Here is a 16,936-nt window from a genome sequence, read left to right on the forward strand (position 1 = left end):
TGTGACGCGAACAACATGCGGGATGGCTGGCCCCCTTTGGGCAGCCAGCCATCCTGCGCGGCTAGGAGAACCTGCCGGGGCGGAAGGTGGAGAGCATGGGATGCTTGCTTCCCGTGAGGATTTCGCCCGCCAGCAGTTCGCCCACGATGAGTCCGAGCGTGGCTCCCGAGTGCGTGAAAGCGACATAACAGCCCGGCACGTGGCCGAGCTCTCCGAGCACGGGTTCGCCGTCGCCCGGAATGGGCTTGTAGCCGATCTTCCAGGATGCCGGCTTGAGCTCGGGCCGGCCCGCGATGAGCTTGGACGCCTCGTCGGCGAGCTCCTGGACGATGCCATCCGGGATGCTGAAGGAACCGTCTTCGTGCTCGGTGATGTGCTCTTCGTACCAATCGTGGTCCAGCGCGAAGGTGTTTTCCGGGTTTGGCCGGATGGCGGCGCGGGGGGTGTTCATCACGGCTCTCACCTCATGGTCCACGGCTTTGGTCAGCACCAGCATCGAGACGGGGGAGGCGTTCGGGATGTCGACGCCGAGTGGTGCGACGACGGCAGGGGTAGCGGCACCGCAAGCCACAAGGACGGCGTCGGCTCGATAGGTCCCGCCGGCAACAGTCTCGACGCCGGTGGCACGGCCGCCGTCGACCGTGACGGAAGCCTTGCCGGCGTTGGGGACGAGCTGGCCACCGCGGGCGTGGAATTCCTCCAGAAGGAACTCGATGAGCTCAGGGAGGCTGACCCACCCTTCGCCCGGGTTGAAAATGGCGAACTCCGGGACTGCACCTGCATTGATGCCAGGGGTAGCGAAGTCAATCTCTTCAGGAGTCAGCAGCTTGGAGTCGTATCCGACCGACTTCTCGTAGGCGTGGCGTGATTCCGTGGCCGCTTGCTGTCCGGCGGCGTTCCACATGAGGCCGCCGCCGAACTGGAGCCATTCACGGTGTGGATCCGCGGCGAACAATGTACGGTAGCGGTCGACCCCCGCGAGGCGCAGTTGGTGGTAAGGGGTGGAGCGTTCTCCTGCGGAGTTGAGCCAGGACAGGGAACGGCCGCTGGCCTCGCTCGCGAGGCCCTTTTCGGTCAGCAGGACAACGGACGCGCCTTCACGGAGCAGGTGGACCGCCGTGGAGACTCCAAGGATGCCGCCGCCGATGACGACGACATGCTTGGTAGGGGGCGTGGAGGACATGAGTCTCCCTTTCTTTGGGGTGTGGTTGCCGGCCGCACGAGGCGGACGGTGGCATGGCTGGAAAGATCCGCCTACGCGAAGGCGTGGATTCTTTCGATGACTTTGAGGGTTTCAAGTGATTCCGCGGGGTCCACAGGCAATGGCCCCTCCCCGCGGATGGCGGCCGCGAGTTCGGCATAGAACCGGGGGTAGGCGCCGGTCTGGGCAGGGACGGGCTCAGGGCCTCCGTCAGTCCCCATCACGCCCCAGGAAGTTACGGGCTCAACGCCATAGGCGGGATCCGACGGCGGGAGTCCGGCCGCGAGGGCCGCCTCCTGGCTGTCGAGTCCCCACTTGGTGTAGCCGGCCTTGGAACCGAGGATATGGAACCGGGGACCTGCTTGGGCAGCCATGCCGTTCATCCATAGCCTCGATCGCACTCCTGAGCTATGGAGCAAGGTCACAAACGCTTCGGTGTCTGCGCCGTCCGGGTGCGGTCCATGGTTGGCCGTTTCGCCGTAGCAATCTTCGACGGGACCGAAAAGCTGGATGGCCTGGTCGATCAAATGGGCGCCGAGATCATGGAGGATGCCGCCTCCTTCGCCCAAGGACGCACTGTCACGCCAATTGCCGAAGCCTTCCGGGCGCCACCACTCGAATCGCGATTCGAAGGTTCGGACCTCGCCGAGGCCGCCTTCCCGCACGACCTTACGAAGTGTCAGGAAATCGGCGTCCCACCGGCGGTTCTGGAATACCGTTAGCCGCACACCGCCGTCGGATGCTCTGGCGATGAGCTCTTCGCCGTGCGCCGAGGTCGTGGCGAAGGGCTTGTCCACCACCACGTCGAGGCCATGGGCGATCGCGGTCGCGGCGAGATCGAAATGGGTGAGCGGGGGAGTGCCCAGGACCACGAGGTCCAGGTCCGGAGCTACTGCGAACAGTGCTTCCGGGGTGGGGAAAATCCGTGCACCGGGATACAGCCTTGCCGCTTCCGCTGCCCGCTGCGGGTCTGCCGTGACGATGACATCGAGGGAGTAGCGGGGGTCGGCGGCGATCAGCGGCGCGTGGAAGACTTTCCCGGAAACCCCGAATCCGGCGATGGCCGTGCGGATAGGAGAGGGGGTGGCGTTCGCCATTACAGCACCTCCGAAAGGAATCGTTGGAGCCGTTCACTGCGTGGGTTGTCGAAGAGGTCTACAGGCGTGCCTGACTCTACGACTTCACCCTCATCCATGAAGACCACCTGGTCGGCGACTTTCCGGGCGAAGCCCATTTCGTGCGTGACAACCAACATGGTCATGCCGCGCCGACCCAGGCCCGCCATGAGGTTCAATACGCCTTTGACGAGTTCGGGGTCCAGTGCGCTCGTGGCTTCGTCGAAGAGCATGACCTCCGGTTCCATGGCCAGCGCCCGGGCGATGGCCACGCGCTGTTGCTGGCCGCCGGAGAGGTCGCGGGGGCGGTGGTCCGCCCGTTCGGCGAGCCCCACTTCGGCGAGGCTGCGGCGGGCACGGTCCCTGGCTGCGGTCTTGGACATTCCCTTCACGCTCCAGAGCGCCAAGGCAACGTTCTCCAGGGCGGTGTGGTCAGGGAAGAGATTGAAGTGCTGGAACACCATGCCGATGCGGCTTCGCAGGATGTCCGGTTTGACCGCGAGTGCGCTTTCACCGGCCAGGAGTACATCACCGCTCTTGGGTTCGTGGAGCCGGTTGACGCCACGGAGCAGGGTCGACTTGCCGGATCCGGAGGGGCCGATGATGCAGGTGGTGGTGCCGGGGGCAACGTTCAGGCTGACGTTGCGCAGCACCTCGATGTCGCCATAGGCCATGGTCAGGTTTCTTAACTCCAGGCTGGAACCGTGGAATGTCTGGACACCGGCGGCGGTGTTGTTTGTGCTGGTGTTGGCGCTCATGTGTTGCTCCCGGTGATCAGCGGCGATGCCGCGTCGAGTTCTGTGAGTTCCTTGAGGCCGCTGCTCGGCGCGCTCGGACGACGGCGGCCCGTGCGGAATCGGCTGTCGAAGTAGTTCACGAGGTGGGTCAGCGGGACGGTGATCACGAGGTAGAAGACACCGGCCATGACCAGCGGTGACAGGTTCCCGGAGAGCACGGCGGCGTCCTGGCCCACACGGAAGAGCTCGCGCTCGCTGACAAGCAGGCCGAGGAAGTACACAAGTGAAGAGTCCTTGACGATGGCGATGAACTGGTTCACCAGGGCGGGCAGCACCCGGCGGATGCCTTGCGGCACCACCACGAGCCGCATTGATTTGGCATAGCTCATGCCCAGGGCACGGCATGCCTCGCCTTGGCCCTTGTCAACGCTTTGGATGCCGGCGCGGAAGATCTCCCCGATGTACGCGCTGGCGATAAGGCTCAGCGCGATGATGCCGAGCGGGTAGGGGGAGGGGCCGAAGATCGACTGGCTTAGCCGGGCGAAGCCTTGGCCGATCAGAAGGATGGTGAGGATGGCCGGCAGGCCCCTGAACAGATCGGTGTAGATGCGGGCAGGGACGCGCAGCCACGCCGAGGATGAGATCCCCATGACAGCAACGACCATGCCTAGTGCCACGCCGATGATCGTGGCGGAGACCGAAATGATCAGGGTGTTCAAAAGGCCGACGCCGATCAATTGCGGCAGGACTTCGGCCATCGCGCCGAAATCGAAGAATGTACGTGTGATGGTGCTTAACCAGTCCATGGTTTGCTCTCAGACTTAGGTGGCCGTCGGGGCGGGCGGACCGCGAAAGGGACGCCCGCCCGTCAGGCAGTTGGGCTATTTGCTCGGCGCCGGGCTGGCGGTCTGCTCAGCCTTGGGCAGGTACTGCGTGGGCATCGGGGATCCCGGGAACCACTTCTGGTAGAGCTTCTCCCAGGTACCGTCTTCCATCGCCGCGGCCAGTCCCTTGTTCAGGGCATCCTTGAGGGCGGTCTTGTCCTTGGCCAACGCGAAGCCGGCCGGTGCGTCAAAGGACGGAATATCGGCCGCGCTGACCAGGCCGAACTGCTGTTCGTAGGACTTGGCGGCCTCGTAGTCAAGGAAGTGGGCGTCAGCCGAACCGCTGTTCACTGCCGAGATCGCGGAGTTGTTGTCCGGGAAGCGCACCAGGTTCGCGGTGGGGAAGTTCTTCACTGCGTAGGCCTCCTGCAGGGTGCCTTGGACCACGCCAAGCCGCTTTCCGGCAAGGCCGCTGACATCCTTGATCCCTGAGGTCTTGGTCGTCAGGACGGTCAGGTATCCGGCGAGGTAGCCGTTGGAGAAGTCCACGGTCTGTTTACGCTTGTCCGTGATGCCGATGGCGGCGACGCCGACGTCGAACTGTCCGTTGGCGACGGCCGGCAGGATCGCCGAGAAGTCCTGTCCGGTGAAGACGACCTTCTCCACTCCGGCGCGGTGCGCGACATCTTTGAAGAGTTCGACGTCGAAACCTGTGAAGTTTCCCGAGGCGTCCGTGAACGTGTAGGGCTTGGCGTCTCCCAGGCTGGCCACGCGGATAGTGCCAGGTTCTATCAGGCCATAAGGGTTTCCGGCGGTCGACGACGAGGCAGGGGTCGATCCGCCACACCCGCTCAGTGCCAGGAGGGCTGCGACAGCAGCCGCAACGATCACTCCGGGGCGGAAGTTCAGTCGTTTAGTCACAGCAAATTTTCCAATCATGAGAAGCGAGGCGGCCTTAAAGCCTTACGGAATTCCCCTTGCTGAGTCCGGTCTCAGTAGTTAGGATTGAGACCGGACTCACAGGGGGTTGCAAAAAATGTAACCCAAGGCACACTGGCCGTCAAGGCCCGTTCGGAAGGCATGCATGAGCAGCAATGGTTCGAGGCGGCGCGAGATTACCGTTGCCGACGTCGCGAAGGCGGCACAGGTGTCCAAGGCCCAGGCCGCACGTGCCTTGGGAAATTACGGGGCCGTCAGCGAGGATGTCCGGAGCCGCGTGCTAGCGGCGGCAGAGGAACTTTCCTACCGGCCGAACGAACTGGCCCGCAGCATGAACACGGGGAAATCCAACACGATCGGAGTCGTGGTGGGTGATATTGAGAACCCTCACTTCGGACTCGCGACGCGGGGCATTACGGACACTGCCAAGAAAAGCGGCTACAACGTCATTCTGATCAACACAGACGAGGAACTCACCGCGGAAACCGAAGCGGTCCAGGTCTTGCTCGATAAGCGCGTGGACGGACTGATCGTGGCGCCGGCGTCGTCCGTTGAAACGAAACATTTACAGGACGTTCACGAGTCCGGGCGGCCGTTGGTGCTCCTGGACCGAAAAGCCGAGGGGTTGGACGTGGAAACCATCGCGGTAAGCATGACTGGGATTTCCTACGAATCCACCCGGTATCTCCTTCAGGCCGGCCACCGCAGGATCGCGTTTGTCTCCACCCTCAAGACCGGCTCTCCGTACCGGTCTGGAATGGTGCTGGATTCTTCGCAGATCTCCGAGCGGCTTGAGGGCATGGAGCGCGCCTTCTCCGAAATCGGATTGACGCTCCCGGAGGACCACGTGCGGCTCAACGCCGGCGACGCGGATTCAATCCGGAATATCACCCGCGGGCTCTTGCTCATGCCCGAGCCGGTCACTGCCATTGTGGCGTCCGACGGCCTCATAGCACTCAGCGTCGTCGAAGCCATTCAGGAGCTGGGCCTCTCGATCCCCGAGGATGTTTCGTTCCTGATGTATGACGACTTTTCCTGGACACGCCTGACGAGCCCACCCCTGACCGTCGTTTCCCAGCCTGTGTACGAAATGGGCGTGGCCGCTGCCGGCGCCCTGATCCGGCAAATCGAGGGCCGGAAGCCTGCGGCCAACGGACCCGGGTTCTCCGCCCGGCTGATCCGGCGCGGTTCGGTCGCAATGCCACGTGCTGCGAGGGTTTAGATCCATTCGGCAAACTGCGCTGGCGGCCGGGCCTGCAGGCCCGGCCGCCGTGATGTTGCCTGTCATCAGTCCATGACGAGGTCGCGCGCTGCGGCCGCGATGTGGCGTGCGGAAATACCCGCAGCGTTGAGCAGGTCCTTGGGTTCTCCGGACCCCGGCAGTTCCCTCACCGCGAGCAGTGCCAGATGGAGTTTGGGCGTGTTTGCACTCGCGAGCGCTTCGAGGACGGCCGAGCCGATGCCGCCTTGGGCGTAGTGGTCTTCCGCGACAACTATCCGGCCGTCGGTTTCGAGGCACGCCCGGCGCAGGGTCTCGACGTCGACCGGCTTGATGGAGTAGAGGTCGATGACTCGGGCTTTGATTCCGGACTCGGCCAGTTGCTCGGCGGCCGCGAGGCACTCGTGGAGCGTGACGCCGGCGCCGATAAGCGCCACCTGGTCGTCGGGGCCGGCGCCGTGGACTTTGCTTCCGCCGAGGGGAAATTGTTCGTCCGGCCCGTAAATCACGGGGTAGGCTCCACGGGTGGCCCGCAGGTAGGAGATTCCAGGCGTGTCCGCCATCGTGCTCACAAGCTGCGCCGTGGATGGGGCGTCGGCCGGATAGAGCACAGTGGAACTGTGCACTGCCCGCATGGCTGCTATGTCCTCAAGGGCCATTTGCGAAGGACCATCTTGCCCGATTTCAACGCCGGCGTGCGTGCCGACGAGCCGTATGTCCACTTCTGAGACTCCGGCCATGCGGATGAAGTCGAAGGGCCGCGAAACCAGGAAAGCCGCGAAACTTGAGGCGAAAGCGACGTATCCACGTACCGAGAGGCCGATGGTTGCGGCGACGAGTTGCTGCTCGGCAATGAAGATTTCGAAATACCGCTCAGGCGCTACCTCCTTGAAGTCTCCGGCGTGGGTCGAATTCCCTACCTCGCCATCAAGGACAACCACTTCGGGGCGGACCGCAAGCGCGGACACTGCGGCGCCGAAGGCGGCCCTGGTCGCTACTTTGTCGCCAACCTTCCACTCCGGAAGTTTTACCGCACCGTGTGTGTCCGGCGTGATTGCCGGGGTACCCGGCTCCGGAGGCCTGGTGGTCACGTGGACGCTGCTTGGACCGCCGAGGGCTGCTATGGCCTTCTCGGCCATGTCTGCCGGTAGCGCCTTGCCGTGCCAGCCGTTCTGGTCTTCGATCTCAGGCACACCTTTACCCTTAATCGTCTTTGCCAGGATGACGGTCGGCTGGTCTGGATCGCTCCGCGCCCGGTCCAGTGCGTCGTCGATCTCGGCTAGGTCATGGCCGTCGATGATGACGGCCCGGGCCCCGAAAGCCTCAACCCGCCTGGAGTAGGCGTCCATGTTCCACTGCAGTTCGGTAGGGCCGTCCTGACCGAGCCGGTTGACGTCCACAATGGCCGTGAGGTTGCCGAGCTTGTAGTAGGCCGCCTTGTCCAGGGCTTCCCAGATGGACCCTTCGGCTAGTTCGCTGTCTCCGCACAACACCCAGGTATGGAAGGGCAGCTTGTCCAGGTACCGTCCGGCCATGCTCACCCCGACGGCGACCGGCAGCCCTTGCCCCAGCGAGCCGGTCGCCACGTCGACCCACGGCAGAACCGGCGTCGGGTGGCCCTGTAGCCGGGCGCCGAACTGCCGGTAGGTATTCAGCAACTCATCTTCCTCCACGACGCCTACGGCCCGATACATGGAATACAGCAGGGGCGAAGCGTGTCCCTTGGAGAAGATGAGGTGGTCGTTGTTCGGCAGTTCCGGGCGTTCCCAGTCGTAGCGAAGGTGCCGTGTGAGGAGCACCGCCATTAAATCCGCGGCGGACAGCGACGACGTGGGATGACCCGAGCCGGCGTTGGTGCTGCACCTGATGGAATCCACGCGCAATTGCGTGGCCAGCGCCCGGATGGAATCCGCTTCGTCGGCTTCCAACCGGGCGTGGGTTGTTGTCCTGTCTTCTAACATGCCCCGGTCCCTCTTTCCTTAGTGCTCGTTCAGCCGCTCGAGCAAGTTCCCCAAGGCTTCGCGAATATCGTCATGGTCGTACTGGCTGGCCCTGCTTTCGCCTGAAATCACGGCGCATCGATGAATCTTCTTGAAGTCTCCAAAGGGGAATTTGTAGCGGCCCTTCTGTCCTTCGGGGTGCTCGTCGTCCACGCCGAGAAACCACTTCGAATATTCGGCGCTTCCGTTCTTGTCCAGAAACGCGTTCTCATCCTGCGTCGACGGCGCATGCTCGCTCCAATCGTCGCGGGCATCGATGACTACTCTGTCGTCCCGGATAAGGCTCTTCGCATGATCAAAGGCTTTTTTGTTGAGTTTCACCGTCATGCCTGGGACCTCCATCTCTTCCGTCACACGATCCAAACGGCCACGTCACACGATCGTGAGTGGCGGCTCGCCCAAGGGCCTAGAGGGCGGGAACGGAAGGTCCGGACCGGGCTCGGGGACCGGAGAAGGTCCCGGCTCGGGCAACGGAACCGGTTCGGGGGTCCCGGGATGGGGTCCGGGACTTGGTTCCGGACCGGGGGCCGGCACGGGCGTCGGCCCTGGCTCGGGGAACGGAACAGGTTCCGGCGTCGGTGTTGGGCCAGGCTCCCGGGTGGGGTCGGCGTTGGGGTCCCGGGTCGGGTCGGGAGGGAACTCACTCATTGTTTGCTCCTCGGAATGTCAGGTGATTCCTATCGGACTTCCGTGGGGCCGGCCTGTTCAGGCAGGCCCCACGGGGCTCAGCGGTCCGTCGAATGCGGACGTGCTTCCGGGTCTTCCTTGGTGTAGTCGCCTTCGATGCGCTCCGCGGGCAGGTCAGTGACGCGTTCCGTGCCGTAGTCGCCCTCGGTGTACTGGCCGACGCGAGTCGCGTCGCCGCCGTCGGGCACTTCCATCGCCGCCGGCGCCGTCAGGTCAGGATCGACGGCGGGAAGTTCCGAAGTGGTGGCCGAACGGGATACGGCTGCACCGGATTCGTCGACATCGCCGGCGGCAACGGAACCGCGCCAGCCGCCGGTCTCGAGGCCTCGCTCTTCGATGAATTTCTTGAACTTGTCGAGATCGGCTGAAACACGCATATCGTCAATCCCCACCAGCGAACCGGCCTTTTCGGCAATGCTCTCCGGCTCCCATTCGATCTCCACACTCACACGGGTACGGTCCGTGCCAAGGGGCTCGAAGCTTACCGAGCCTGCGTTCCGCGGTCCGTCGATGCTGGCCCAGCTGACCAGGGAATCCGGAACCTGTTCCAGGATCTGGGCGTTGAAGTCGCGCTTGACGCCGCCAACGTTGGTGGAGAAATGCAGTGCGGTCTCGTCGATTTGCTCGACCGCTTCGACGCCCTTCATGAATTCCGGGAAGGACTCAAACTGGGTCCATTGGTTGTAAGCCACTGAAACGGGAACTTCCACGTCGATCGTTCGATTAACCGTAGCCATGTTCATGCTCCTTGCTAGTGCTTGTTCCTGCGGAGATTGGTGGTTGTCCAGGCGATTTAGCCAGCGTCGAATGTCTCGCCGTCGTCGTCTTTCGGGGACTTGTCCTCGGGCAGCCCGGTCGCATCGCCCTTCGGCTCCGACGAGAAAGAACTCCCGGTCTTGCTCTCTTCGGAGTTGGAGTCGTCCAGCTCGGCATCGGCTGATGGCACCGCGACTGAATCGTCGCCGTCGTCTGTTGTGGGGGCGTCCTGTTCCTTCGGCTGATTCGCCTGCTGCCCCTCGTTGCCTGGCATTTCTTGGTCGGGGGTCGGAGTTCCGTAGCCCCCGGCTTCTTCGGCTGCATGCTGCTCGTCCATGTCCACGCTGTCCTTTCCGTGCTGGTTGAACCTGTTGATGGAAAATCAAGGACCGGCTACTACGGCGTCTTCCTCCGGTGGCCTGGAGAGCGGACTCGGAAAAGCAGGACCCTTGGGCCCCGGACGAGATGGACGCCAGTCTTCGTTCGACGGTTCGCGTGACCTTGCCACCACATCGAAACTAATAGGCCGGACGGACTCTTGTCCATGGATTCCGGCAAATTGATCAGCAAACTTACTATCTTGATCGAAAGGGCCTAGACTAGCCCGGCATACGAGCCGCGAACTACGACTCCCGCGGCTCGGGCGCCGCGCCTGATACGTCGTCCGGCACAGCCTTCCCCCGCCGAGGCGACCAGGAAAGCAGCGGGTACAGCAGCACGAGCGCGGCGAGCACCACAAGGATGCCGCCACCGGCGGCGAAGCCCGCCTCGGGCCCCACGGCAACACTGAAGATCAGTCCGGCGCATCCTGCAATCAGCACGGCGACGCAAGCGACGACCGTCTTGACGATCGTGTTCCCGGCGGCCACGAGCCGGTATTTGACGTGATGCTGGAAGAGTCGCCGGTGCAGGCTGACCGGGACCAGCATGAGCCCGGTAGTCATCGTCGCCAGGACAACCAAGACGAGGAACCACCACTTCTGCAGCTCTGTCAGCGTGGCGAATCGCTGCTGGAACGGAAGGGTCAGCAGGAAGCCTCCGATGATTTGGACGCCTGTCTGGAGAACGCGCATCTCCTGGAGCAGATCGTTCCAGTTGCGGTCCATCCGCTGGTCCTCGGACTCGTGCCTGGTATTGGCCGCCGGACCAGGAAGCAACGGATCCTCCGGATCGCTCACGATGGCCGAGGCAATTGGCAACCTGCCACAGGGTTCAGTCCCATGTAGTTCAGCGGACCGGCGACAATATTCAACGTAATCGTCGCGAACTGGGAACACTGTGCCGGGACTGCGTTGAAGTAGCCCCGCTGACCGGCGGCTACCGCTCCCACGACGAGCCAGATCACCACGATCAGCCCGAAGAATGACCCGAATCGCATGGCCATCGACCAACCTCTCCTCAATTCCGGATATCTTCAGCTTACTTATTAAGCAACCTGGACCATAGGCTGGCCTGATGGGATACCACGTTGGGACCTCGGGGTGGAGTTACGACCACTGGGAGCACGTGCTCTATCCTCCCGGCACTCCCTCCCGCAACCGGCTCGGGTACTACGGGCAACAGTTCGACACCGTAGAACTCAACGCGAGTTTCTATCGGTGGCCCCGTGATGCATCCTTCGCGAGCTGGCGACGGCGGTTACCTGACGGTTTCGTGTTTTCGGTCAAAGCCCCCCGCGGACTCACCCACGGAAAGCGCCTGTACGCGCCGGAAACCTGGGTCGGAAGGATCTCGCCAGCGTGGCATGAGCTGGGGGACAGGCGCGGAGTTCTGCTGGTCCAGCTGCCGCCCGGGATGGGGCGCGACGACGGCAGGCTGGCCTATTTCCTGGACCTCCTCCCCGAGTGGATGAAGGTGGCCGTCGAGTTCCGCCATCCCAGCTGGCACGACGAGTCTGTCTTCGAGCTGCTTGAGGAGCGCCAAACGGCATACTGCGTCATGAGCGGGGCCGGGTTGCCTTGCGTCCTCCGTGCCACGGCGCCGTTTGTCTATGTCAGGATGCATGGGCCGGACCACCACCACCTTTACGGAGGGTCGTACTCCGCGCAGGACTTGTTCTGGTGGGGGGACCGGATTTCGGAGTGGGAGGCCGCCGGCAAGGAAGTTTTCGTCTATTTCAACAACGACGGCGGCGGCAACGCGGTCCGTGACGCCCGGGCCCTCCGTTCATTCCTCGGCAACCGCGAGGGCTGATCCCTCGATCGTTAGGCGGTAGATTTCATGGGTCGATCCAAGGGGGCCAAGGTGCCATCGTCATCACTTATGACCGTGATTCTGGCTTTTGCCGCAAATCTTCTTGTTGCCACGGCAAAAACTGTTGCTGCCGTTATTAGCGGGTCGGCTTCGATGATCGCCGAGTCCGCCCACTCTTGGGCGGACACCGGAAACCAGGTGTTCTTGCTGGTGGCTGAGAGGAGATCCTCGAAACAGCGCGACGTAGCCCACCCTATGGGCTATGGGAGGGAAGCGTACGTGTGGTCGATGTTTGCCGCATTCGGGCTTTTCACTGCGGGTGCCGTGGTCTCCGTGATGCACGGCATCCAACAGCTTTTCGCACCAGAGCCCGCCGGCGATTTCGCGGTCGCCTATAGTGTCTTGGCAATATCGTTCGTTCTCGAAGGCGCGTCGTTCGTCCAGGCGTTACGGCAAGCGCGCACGTCCGCGCGGGAGCTTGAACGCCGCACGTTGGAGCAGGTCCTCAAGAGCTCGGATCCCACCATGCGCGCCGTCTTCGCGGAGGACAGTGCGGCATTGATTGGCCTGGTGATTGCCTTCTTGGGCATCTTGCTGCACCAGCTCACGGGATCGCCACTTCCAGACGCTCTCGGATCCATATCCGTCGGCATCCTTCTCGGGGTGATCGCGGTGGTGTTGATAGATAGCAATCGCCGATTCCTCGTCGGCCAGGGCGTTACTCCCGAACTCGAGAATTCGATGGCGATCAGGGTCCTGGAACACCCGGAAATCGAGCGCCTGACCTATCTGCACCTGGAGTTTGTCGGGCCGCGCAAGCTGTACCTCGTAGCGGCCGTGGATATCACGGGCGACCTTCGGGAGCACGAAGTAGCCGTGGCCCTGCGACGCGTGGAACGGGAACTGGAAGACGAGGACACCGTCGAGGAAGCGGTGCTGACCCTCGCTACCCCCGACGAACCCTCGCTGTCCTTTGGTGTTCGGCGACCATCGCCGGCCGTTGAATAGGGCGAGCCCGGCAAGCCGCCGCAACCACCGGAGAAAACAAGTACACGCCACTCGTGCCATGGTTCGCTCAAAGTTGTTGACTCAAGAGACCAGCATCCGCGCGCTGTCCGGGGACGCCGATCCCAGTTGGCCAACGGCAGGGTCGGCCGAACGATCGAACAGGCGCCGCGGAAGCACAGCCAACGTTGAGGGGAGCTGCAATGGACGCGCAAGTTTGGATTTGGATCGTGGTGGCGATTGTCATCATCGCGGTGATCGTCGCCGTCGTCCTTTATGGGCGCCGCGCGAAGAACGCCGCCAACCGCAAGCGCGCCGCGGATCTCCGCGAGAAAGCCCGTACCGATGCCCTCGGAGCTCATGAGCGCAGCGCCGAAGCCGCCAGGGCGAAGGCCGACGCAGCCCGGGCCGAGAACGAAGCGGAGCGGTTGCACCAGGAGGCCACCGAGAAGCAGAGGGCTGCCGAGCGTGCCAATGAAGCCTCGCAGGACAGGCTGCGGCGGGCGGAGGAGCTGGACCCCGATGCGGGCAATCGCTCGGTCAGCGACGACGGCGGCCGCGGGGATAGGAACGACGATGGCGGCCGTCTGGACAGGGACGACGCCAACCGGCGAGAGCGGGAGGAGGACCGAGGCGACGAGGAAGGACGCCGAGGGCCTAGACCGTAGGTCCGGGCAGCCGTTACACCCCACCTGAAGCGGGAGCGGTTTGAGGTTGCTCCGCCAATTCCTGGGTTGCGGCCCAGCTCGCAAGGAGGCGCAGGGCATCCGCCGAAGGGGAGCCGGGCTCTGCAGGGTAGATGAACAGCGAAAGTCCGGTGTCCGCTGACAACTCCATCGCTTCGAACAGCAGTCGGAGTTCGCCCACGACGGGGTGATGGAAATGCTTGAAGCCGCTGTAGTGGCGGCGCACGTTGTGTGCTGCCCAGCGAGTGCGGAATTCATCGCTGCGGGTGGACAGCTCTCCTACGAGGTCGCTCAGTCCGCGGTCGAAGGGATCTCGGCCGGCCTCGGTGCGAAGGATGGCCACCATATTGTTGGCAGCGAGTTCCCAATCCGGGAAGAACCTCCGCGCCCGTTCCTCGTCCAGGAAAATGAAGCGCGCGTAGTTGGCCGGCCGGACCGGGTCGACGTACATCTCCGAATGCAATGCGCGGCCGAGCCTGTTGGCGGCGAGGATGTCCATGCGTGCGTTGCGGACAAACGCCGGCGCGTCAGTGATGGCGTCGAGGGCAAACTGGACGCTCGGCCGCAGATTTTGCGGCGCAGATCGACGCTGCCTCTTGCTTGTTCCTGCGGCGCGGGCCAGATCGAAGAGATGTGCACGTTCGGCGTCGTCCAGGTGCAACGCCCTGGCCAACGCTTCCAGGACGCTTTCAGACACTCCCGCAAGGTTGCCGCGCTCAAGGCGGGTGTAATACTCGACGCTCACGCCGGCGAGGGTCGCGACTTCTCCGCGACGGAGCCCGGGTACCCGCCGGTTGCCGCCCGATGTCGGCAACCCGGCCTGTTCGGGGGTGATCTTCGCCCGACGGGAGGCAAGGAAATCGCGAGCGTCGTTCCGGTTGTCCATGCGCTCAACGATAGTGAACTTGAAGCGCAGTGGGGGAGTCCCTGCCAGTACCTCCCTCAGCGGCAAGTCACCAGCGAAGGTCACGGACCCGGCGTCGTGGTGGCCCGACGTCGTCCTAGAAAATGTGGAAGTCGCCGGCGTCGGCGTTCGCGGACGGGTACACCACAGGTTCCCGCCCCAACTCAAGCAGGACGTCGTTGATGCTCATTTGCCCGTCGAGTTGGACGGCCGGGACGAAGGCGGCTTCGGATTCGACTTCAGCGGTCATGGATCGATCCTATGCGCGGCGGGGCCTGCAGACATGATGAACACGCGGCCGTCAGGGCAAGACGCCGAGCGTTGTTTTGTGCTCGAAGGTCACGGCTTCTGGGATGCGGCCGCCGAGGGGGAGAGATCGGCCAGCGTGAGGGGATGCGCGGGAGTCCCGGGGAAGGGGTGGCTGACAGTTACGGCTAAATCCGCATTGACGTGGACCAGCGCACCGGAGGGCAGTGCACTCCATCCGGGGTTGTCGTCCATCGGTTCGGTGGCGATGAGGACGTGTCCTGCACGCGAGGCCTCCTTGCTGTGCGCGCGGATTCGGGAGCTGCGTGCGTCAAGCGGCGCTTCGTCGTCGGAGCGGGCAGGCAACCGTTCCAGGATGTGCAATTCATGCGTTTCCGGGTACCTGACGGCCCAAAGGTCGCCAGCGGTCGTCAGGATGAGGTTCAAGCTGAACACCGGAAGCTCCGCGGCGATCCAGCTGATCGCCCGGGTGATACCTTCGCCGACGTCGCCATCCGCCCGTCTGATCTCGGCAGTGATCAGTGCGAAGAGCCGCTCGCTGTCGGTCTGGCCCTCCACCAGGTCTGCAACTCCGAACTCGGCCAGCCGCTGATCCAGCCGATCAAGATCGCCGAACGCGCCGTTGTGGGCCAACAACCGCCCGTCCTGTTCGAACGGGTGGGTGTTGACCATGGTGTGCGCGCCGGTACTGGCATACCTCACATGGGCCAGGAACGTCGTGCTTTTCAGGACCCGTGCCTCACGAGCAAACGCGTGGTCCTCCCATGCAGCGAGCGGCTGCTTGGCAACATGGGCCGCGCCGTCGCCGTCGAAGGTTCCTATGCCAGCGCCGTCGGGCTCGCGCCGGCTCTGGTCAGCGAGGCTGTCCGGCGCGTCCAAAAGCCAGAAAGTGGCCCGAACTGCCTGCGAACCGGCATGTAAGCCGAACAACCGGCACATGGCACTCCTCTTCCTTGAATTGCTTGGATTTGCTTGACGCTGCTGGCTAGTGGTGGAACGCCTGGGTTTGCCCACCCGCGGGCATCGGCGCGGTGAGGCCGTCCAGGTAAGCAACTTCCTTCTTGAGGTCGGCCAGGAAACTGGATGCGAGATCTCGAGTGAAGCCGTTGCGGACAACGATCCGTTGAACCGTGATCTCGCTCAGTCCCTCCGGCATGGGGTACGCGGGAACGAGCCATCCGTTCATCCGCAGCCGTTCTGACAAGTGGTGAAGGTTCCAATTCTCCGTGTAGCCGTCAGTAAGCTGCCACGCAAAGACCGGAATGTCCGATCCGTCGCTCCACAAAGTAAACGAGTCCATCGCCCCTATTTCGCTGGAGAGATAGAGCGCCACGTCGCGGGAGGCTGCCTGTACGGATCTGTATCCCTCGTATCCGAGCCGGAGGAACAGGTAGTACTGAAGGAGCACCTGGGCGCCCGGGCGTGAGAAGTTGAGGGCAAAGCTCGGCATGTTCCCGCCCAGGTAACTGACATGGAAGATCAGGTCCTCGGGGAGCGCCTGCTCGTCACGCCAGATGATCCAGCCAAGGCCGGGATAGACCAAGCCGTACTTGTGGCCGGACGTGTTGATCGAAGCGACCCGCGGCAGTCGGAAGTCCCAGACCGTCTCCGTTTGCAGGAAAGGCGCAACCATCGCTCCAGAGGCGCCGTCGACGTGGATCGGCACATCGAGGCCATGCTTTTCCTGGATTTCGTCCAAGGCAGCCGAGATTTGCTCCACAGGTTCATAGGCCCCCGTGTAAGTCACGCCCATGATGGCCACTACGCCGATGGTGTTCTCGTCCACGTACTTGTCCAGCTCGTGGCCGTCCAGGACTTGGTGTTCCTTCGACACCGGGACGTACCGGGCCTCCACGTCCCAGTAGTTGCAGAACTTCTCCCAGCACACCTGCACGGCCGAGCTGAGGACAAGGTTGGGCTTGTCCGTGGGAAGGCCGGCCGCACGGCGTGCATGCTGCCAGCGTCGCTTCAATGCCAGGCCGCCCAGCATGCATGCCTCGGACGAACCGATCGTTGAGGTTCCAACGGACTTGGCGGGATCGGGCGCGTTCCACAAGTCTGCGAGCATCCGCCAGCAGCGGGTCTCGATCAAGGCCGTCTGGGGGTATTCGTCCTTGTCGATCATGTTCTTGTCGAACGTCTCTGCATACAGTTTCGACGCTTCCGGTTCCATCCACGTTCCAACGAACGTAGCCAGATTCAGGCGGGAGTTGCCGTCCAGCATGGCTTCGTCGTGGACCACCTGATAGGCAGTCGAAGGAAGGGACTCGCCGTCCGGAATGGTGAACCGCGGAAAAATACTGGATTCTCCCGGCCGGCTGAACACCGGGTTCAACTCAACTGCCGTGTCGGTTTCATGGGCTGATGTTCGGTGTGACCTACTGATGGTTCGCTCCTTTGACT

The 16,936-nt window shown here is 63.3% G+C and carries 19 protein-coding genes; 4 read left to right on the forward strand and 15 right to left on the reverse strand.

Annotation, left to right across the window (positions count from 1 at the left end; genetic code table 11):
• Positions 1-61: 61 nt before the first annotated feature.
• From OIT41_RS10305 to OIT41_RS10325, 5 genes are all read right to left on the reverse strand, one after another.
• Positions 62-1,183 (reverse strand): NAD(P)/FAD-dependent oxidoreductase, encoded by a 1,122-nt coding sequence (locus OIT41_RS10305; protein ID WP_264636410.1) that lies wholly within the window; start codon positions 1,181-1,183, stop codon positions 62-64.
• A 71-nt stretch (positions 1,184-1,254) separates the two neighbouring features.
• Entirely contained in the window at positions 1,255-2,298 is a 1,044-nt protein-coding gene (locus OIT41_RS10310) for a Gfo/Idh/MocA family oxidoreductase (protein ID WP_264636411.1), read from the reverse strand.
• Complete coding sequence (locus OIT41_RS10315) at positions 2,298-3,074, reverse strand: amino acid ABC transporter ATP-binding protein (RefSeq protein ID WP_319801816.1); 777 nt, start codon at positions 3,072-3,074, stop codon at positions 2,298-2,300. The genes OIT41_RS10310 and OIT41_RS10315 overlap by 1 nt, the downstream gene beginning before the upstream one ends.
• Positions 3,071-3,859, reverse strand: a complete 789-nt coding sequence (locus OIT41_RS10320; protein ID WP_078107981.1) for an amino acid ABC transporter permease — start codon at positions 3,857-3,859, stop codon at positions 3,071-3,073. Before OIT41_RS10320 ends, OIT41_RS10315 begins: the two co-directional genes overlap by 4 nt.
• Before the next feature lie 75 nt (positions 3,860-3,934).
• Complete coding sequence (locus tag OIT41_RS10325; protein WP_413542282.1) at positions 3,935-4,798, reverse strand: ABC transporter substrate-binding protein; 864 nt, start codon at positions 4,796-4,798, stop codon at positions 3,935-3,937.
• 163 nt (positions 4,799-4,961) lie between these two features.
• Here OIT41_RS10325 and OIT41_RS10330 point away from each other — a divergent pair, with 163 nt between their 5' ends.
• Positions 4,962-6,038 (forward strand): LacI family DNA-binding transcriptional regulator, encoded by a 1,077-nt coding sequence (locus OIT41_RS10330; protein ID WP_264636412.1) that lies wholly within the window; start codon positions 4,962-4,964, stop codon positions 6,036-6,038.
• A 65-nt stretch (positions 6,039-6,103) separates the two neighbouring features.
• Here the strand turns inward: OIT41_RS10330 and OIT41_RS10335 are convergent, their stop codons facing one another.
• The 6 genes from OIT41_RS10335 to OIT41_RS10360 form a co-directional block, all read right to left on the reverse strand.
• Positions 6,104-7,996 (reverse strand): transketolase, encoded by a 1,893-nt coding sequence (locus OIT41_RS10335; protein WP_264636413.1) that lies wholly within the window; start codon positions 7,994-7,996, stop codon positions 6,104-6,106.
• An 18-nt stretch (positions 7,997-8,014) separates the two neighbouring features.
• Positions 8,015-8,362 (reverse strand): hypothetical protein, encoded by a 348-nt coding sequence (locus OIT41_RS10340; protein ID WP_241708508.1) that lies wholly within the window; start codon positions 8,360-8,362, stop codon positions 8,015-8,017.
• 398 nt (positions 8,363-8,760) lie between these two features.
• Entirely contained in the window at positions 8,761-9,459 is a 699-nt protein-coding gene (locus OIT41_RS10345; RefSeq protein WP_264636414.1) for an SRPBCC family protein, read from the reverse strand.
• A 56-nt stretch (positions 9,460-9,515) separates the two neighbouring features.
• Positions 9,516-9,815, reverse strand: a complete 300-nt coding sequence (locus OIT41_RS10350) for a hypothetical protein (protein ID WP_264636415.1) — start codon at positions 9,813-9,815, stop codon at positions 9,516-9,518.
• 286 nt (positions 9,816-10,101) lie between these two features.
• Positions 10,102-10,656, reverse strand: a complete 555-nt coding sequence (locus OIT41_RS10355; protein ID WP_264636416.1) for a DUF6328 family protein — start codon at positions 10,654-10,656, stop codon at positions 10,102-10,104.
• The gene (locus tag OIT41_RS10360; RefSeq protein ID WP_241708503.1) at positions 10,653-10,862 is read right to left on the reverse strand and encodes a hypothetical protein; all 210 of its coding nucleotides are present in this window, start codon (positions 10,860-10,862) and stop codon (positions 10,653-10,655) included. Before OIT41_RS10360 ends, OIT41_RS10355 begins: the two co-directional genes overlap by 4 nt.
• Positions 10,863-10,933: 71 nt before the next feature.
• Here OIT41_RS10360 and OIT41_RS10365 point away from each other — a divergent pair, with 71 nt between their 5' ends.
• The 3 genes from OIT41_RS10365 to OIT41_RS10375 all read left to right on the forward strand — a co-directional run bounded on the left by OIT41_RS10365 (position 10,934) and on the right by OIT41_RS10375 (position 13,344).
• Positions 10,934-11,671, forward strand: coding sequence for a DUF72 domain-containing protein (locus OIT41_RS10365; protein WP_264636417.1), 738 nt, complete (start codon positions 10,934-10,936; stop codon positions 11,669-11,671).
• A 27-nt stretch (positions 11,672-11,698) separates the two neighbouring features.
• Complete coding sequence (locus tag OIT41_RS10370; RefSeq protein ID WP_264636418.1) at positions 11,699-12,679, forward strand: cation diffusion facilitator family transporter; 981 nt, start codon at positions 11,699-11,701, stop codon at positions 12,677-12,679.
• Between the two features lie 200 nt (positions 12,680-12,879).
• Entirely contained in the window at positions 12,880-13,344 is a 465-nt protein-coding gene (locus OIT41_RS10375) for a hypothetical protein (RefSeq protein ID WP_264636419.1), read from the forward strand.
• Between the two features lie 13 nt (positions 13,345-13,357).
• On the opposite strand, the gene OIT41_RS10380 is transcribed toward OIT41_RS10375, so the two are convergent.
• The 4 genes from OIT41_RS10380 to OIT41_RS10395 all read right to left on the reverse strand — a co-directional run bounded on the left by OIT41_RS10380 (position 13,358) and on the right by OIT41_RS10395 (position 16,919).
• Positions 13,358-14,248, reverse strand: coding sequence for a helix-turn-helix transcriptional regulator (locus tag OIT41_RS10380; RefSeq protein ID WP_078108951.1), 891 nt, complete (start codon positions 14,246-14,248; stop codon positions 13,358-13,360).
• Positions 14,249-14,363: 115 nt separating this feature from the next.
• On the reverse strand, positions 14,364-14,516 hold the full coding sequence (locus OIT41_RS10385) for a hypothetical protein (protein WP_171983578.1): 153 nt from the start codon (positions 14,514-14,516) through the stop codon (positions 14,364-14,366).
• Positions 14,517-14,605: 89 nt separating this feature from the next.
• Positions 14,606-15,412: a class II glutamine amidotransferase gene (locus OIT41_RS10390; RefSeq protein ID WP_264636420.1), complete on the reverse strand. Its 807-nt coding sequence runs from the start codon at positions 15,410-15,412 to the stop codon at positions 14,606-14,608.
• 106 nt (positions 15,413-15,518) lie between these two features.
• Positions 15,519-16,919 carry a glutamate decarboxylase gene (locus OIT41_RS10395; protein ID WP_264637953.1) on the reverse strand — a complete coding sequence of 467 codons (1,401 nt, stop codon included), beginning with the start codon at positions 16,917-16,919 and terminating at the stop codon, positions 15,519-15,521.
• Positions 16,920-16,936: the final 17 nt, after the last annotated feature.

Origin of the sequence: Arthrobacter sp. YA7-1 (genome assembly GCF_025960325.1) — a bacterium.
GTDB lineage: Bacteria > Actinomycetota > Actinomycetes > Actinomycetales > Micrococcaceae > Arthrobacter > Arthrobacter bambusae_A.

Bases quoted from the DNA above. Each gene is read 5' to 3' on its own strand.
- OIT41_RS10375 (WP_264636419.1), top strand. From the start codon at position 12,880: ATGGACGCGCAAGTTTGGATTTGGATCGTGGTGGCGATTGTCATCATC.
- OIT41_RS10380 (WP_078108951.1), bottom strand. From the start codon at position 14,248: ATGGACAACCGGAACGACGCTCGCGATTTCCTTGCCTCCCGTCGGGCG.
- OIT41_RS10310 (WP_264636411.1), bottom strand. From the start codon at position 2,298: ATGGCGAACGCCACCCCCTCTCCTATCCGCACGGCCATCGCCGGATTC.
- OIT41_RS10385 (WP_171983578.1), bottom strand. From the start codon at position 14,516: ATGACCGCTGAAGTCGAATCCGAAGCCGCCTTCGTCCCGGCCGTCCAA.
- OIT41_RS10305 (WP_264636410.1), bottom strand. From the start codon at position 1,183: ATGTCCTCCACGCCCCCTACCAAGCATGTCGTCGTCATCGGCGGCGGC.
- OIT41_RS10320 (WP_078107981.1), bottom strand. From the start codon at position 3,859: ATGGACTGGTTAAGCACCATCACACGTACATTCTTCGATTTCGGCGCG.
- OIT41_RS10335 (WP_264636413.1), bottom strand. From the start codon at position 7,996: ATGTTAGAAGACAGGACAACAACCCACGCCCGGTTGGAAGCCGACGAA.
- OIT41_RS10315 (WP_319801816.1), bottom strand. From the start codon at position 3,074: ATGAGCGCCAACACCAGCACAAACAACACCGCCGCCGGTGTCCAGACA.
- OIT41_RS10350 (WP_264636415.1), bottom strand. From the start codon at position 9,815: ATGGACGAGCAGCATGCAGCCGAAGAAGCCGGGGGCTACGGAACTCCG.
- OIT41_RS10360 (WP_241708503.1), bottom strand. From the start codon at position 10,862: ATGGCCATGCGATTCGGGTCATTCTTCGGGCTGATCGTGGTGATCTGG.
- OIT41_RS10345 (WP_264636414.1), bottom strand. From the start codon at position 9,459: ATGGCTACGGTTAATCGAACGATCGACGTGGAAGTTCCCGTTTCAGTG.
- OIT41_RS10340 (WP_241708508.1), bottom strand. From the start codon at position 8,362: ATGACGGTGAAACTCAACAAAAAAGCCTTTGATCATGCGAAGAGCCTT.
- OIT41_RS10330 (WP_264636412.1), top strand. From the start codon at position 4,962: ATGAGCAGCAATGGTTCGAGGCGGCGCGAGATTACCGTTGCCGACGTC.
- OIT41_RS10370 (WP_264636418.1), top strand. From the start codon at position 11,699: ATGGGTCGATCCAAGGGGGCCAAGGTGCCATCGTCATCACTTATGACC.
- OIT41_RS10365 (WP_264636417.1), top strand. From the start codon at position 10,934: ATGGGATACCACGTTGGGACCTCGGGGTGGAGTTACGACCACTGGGAG.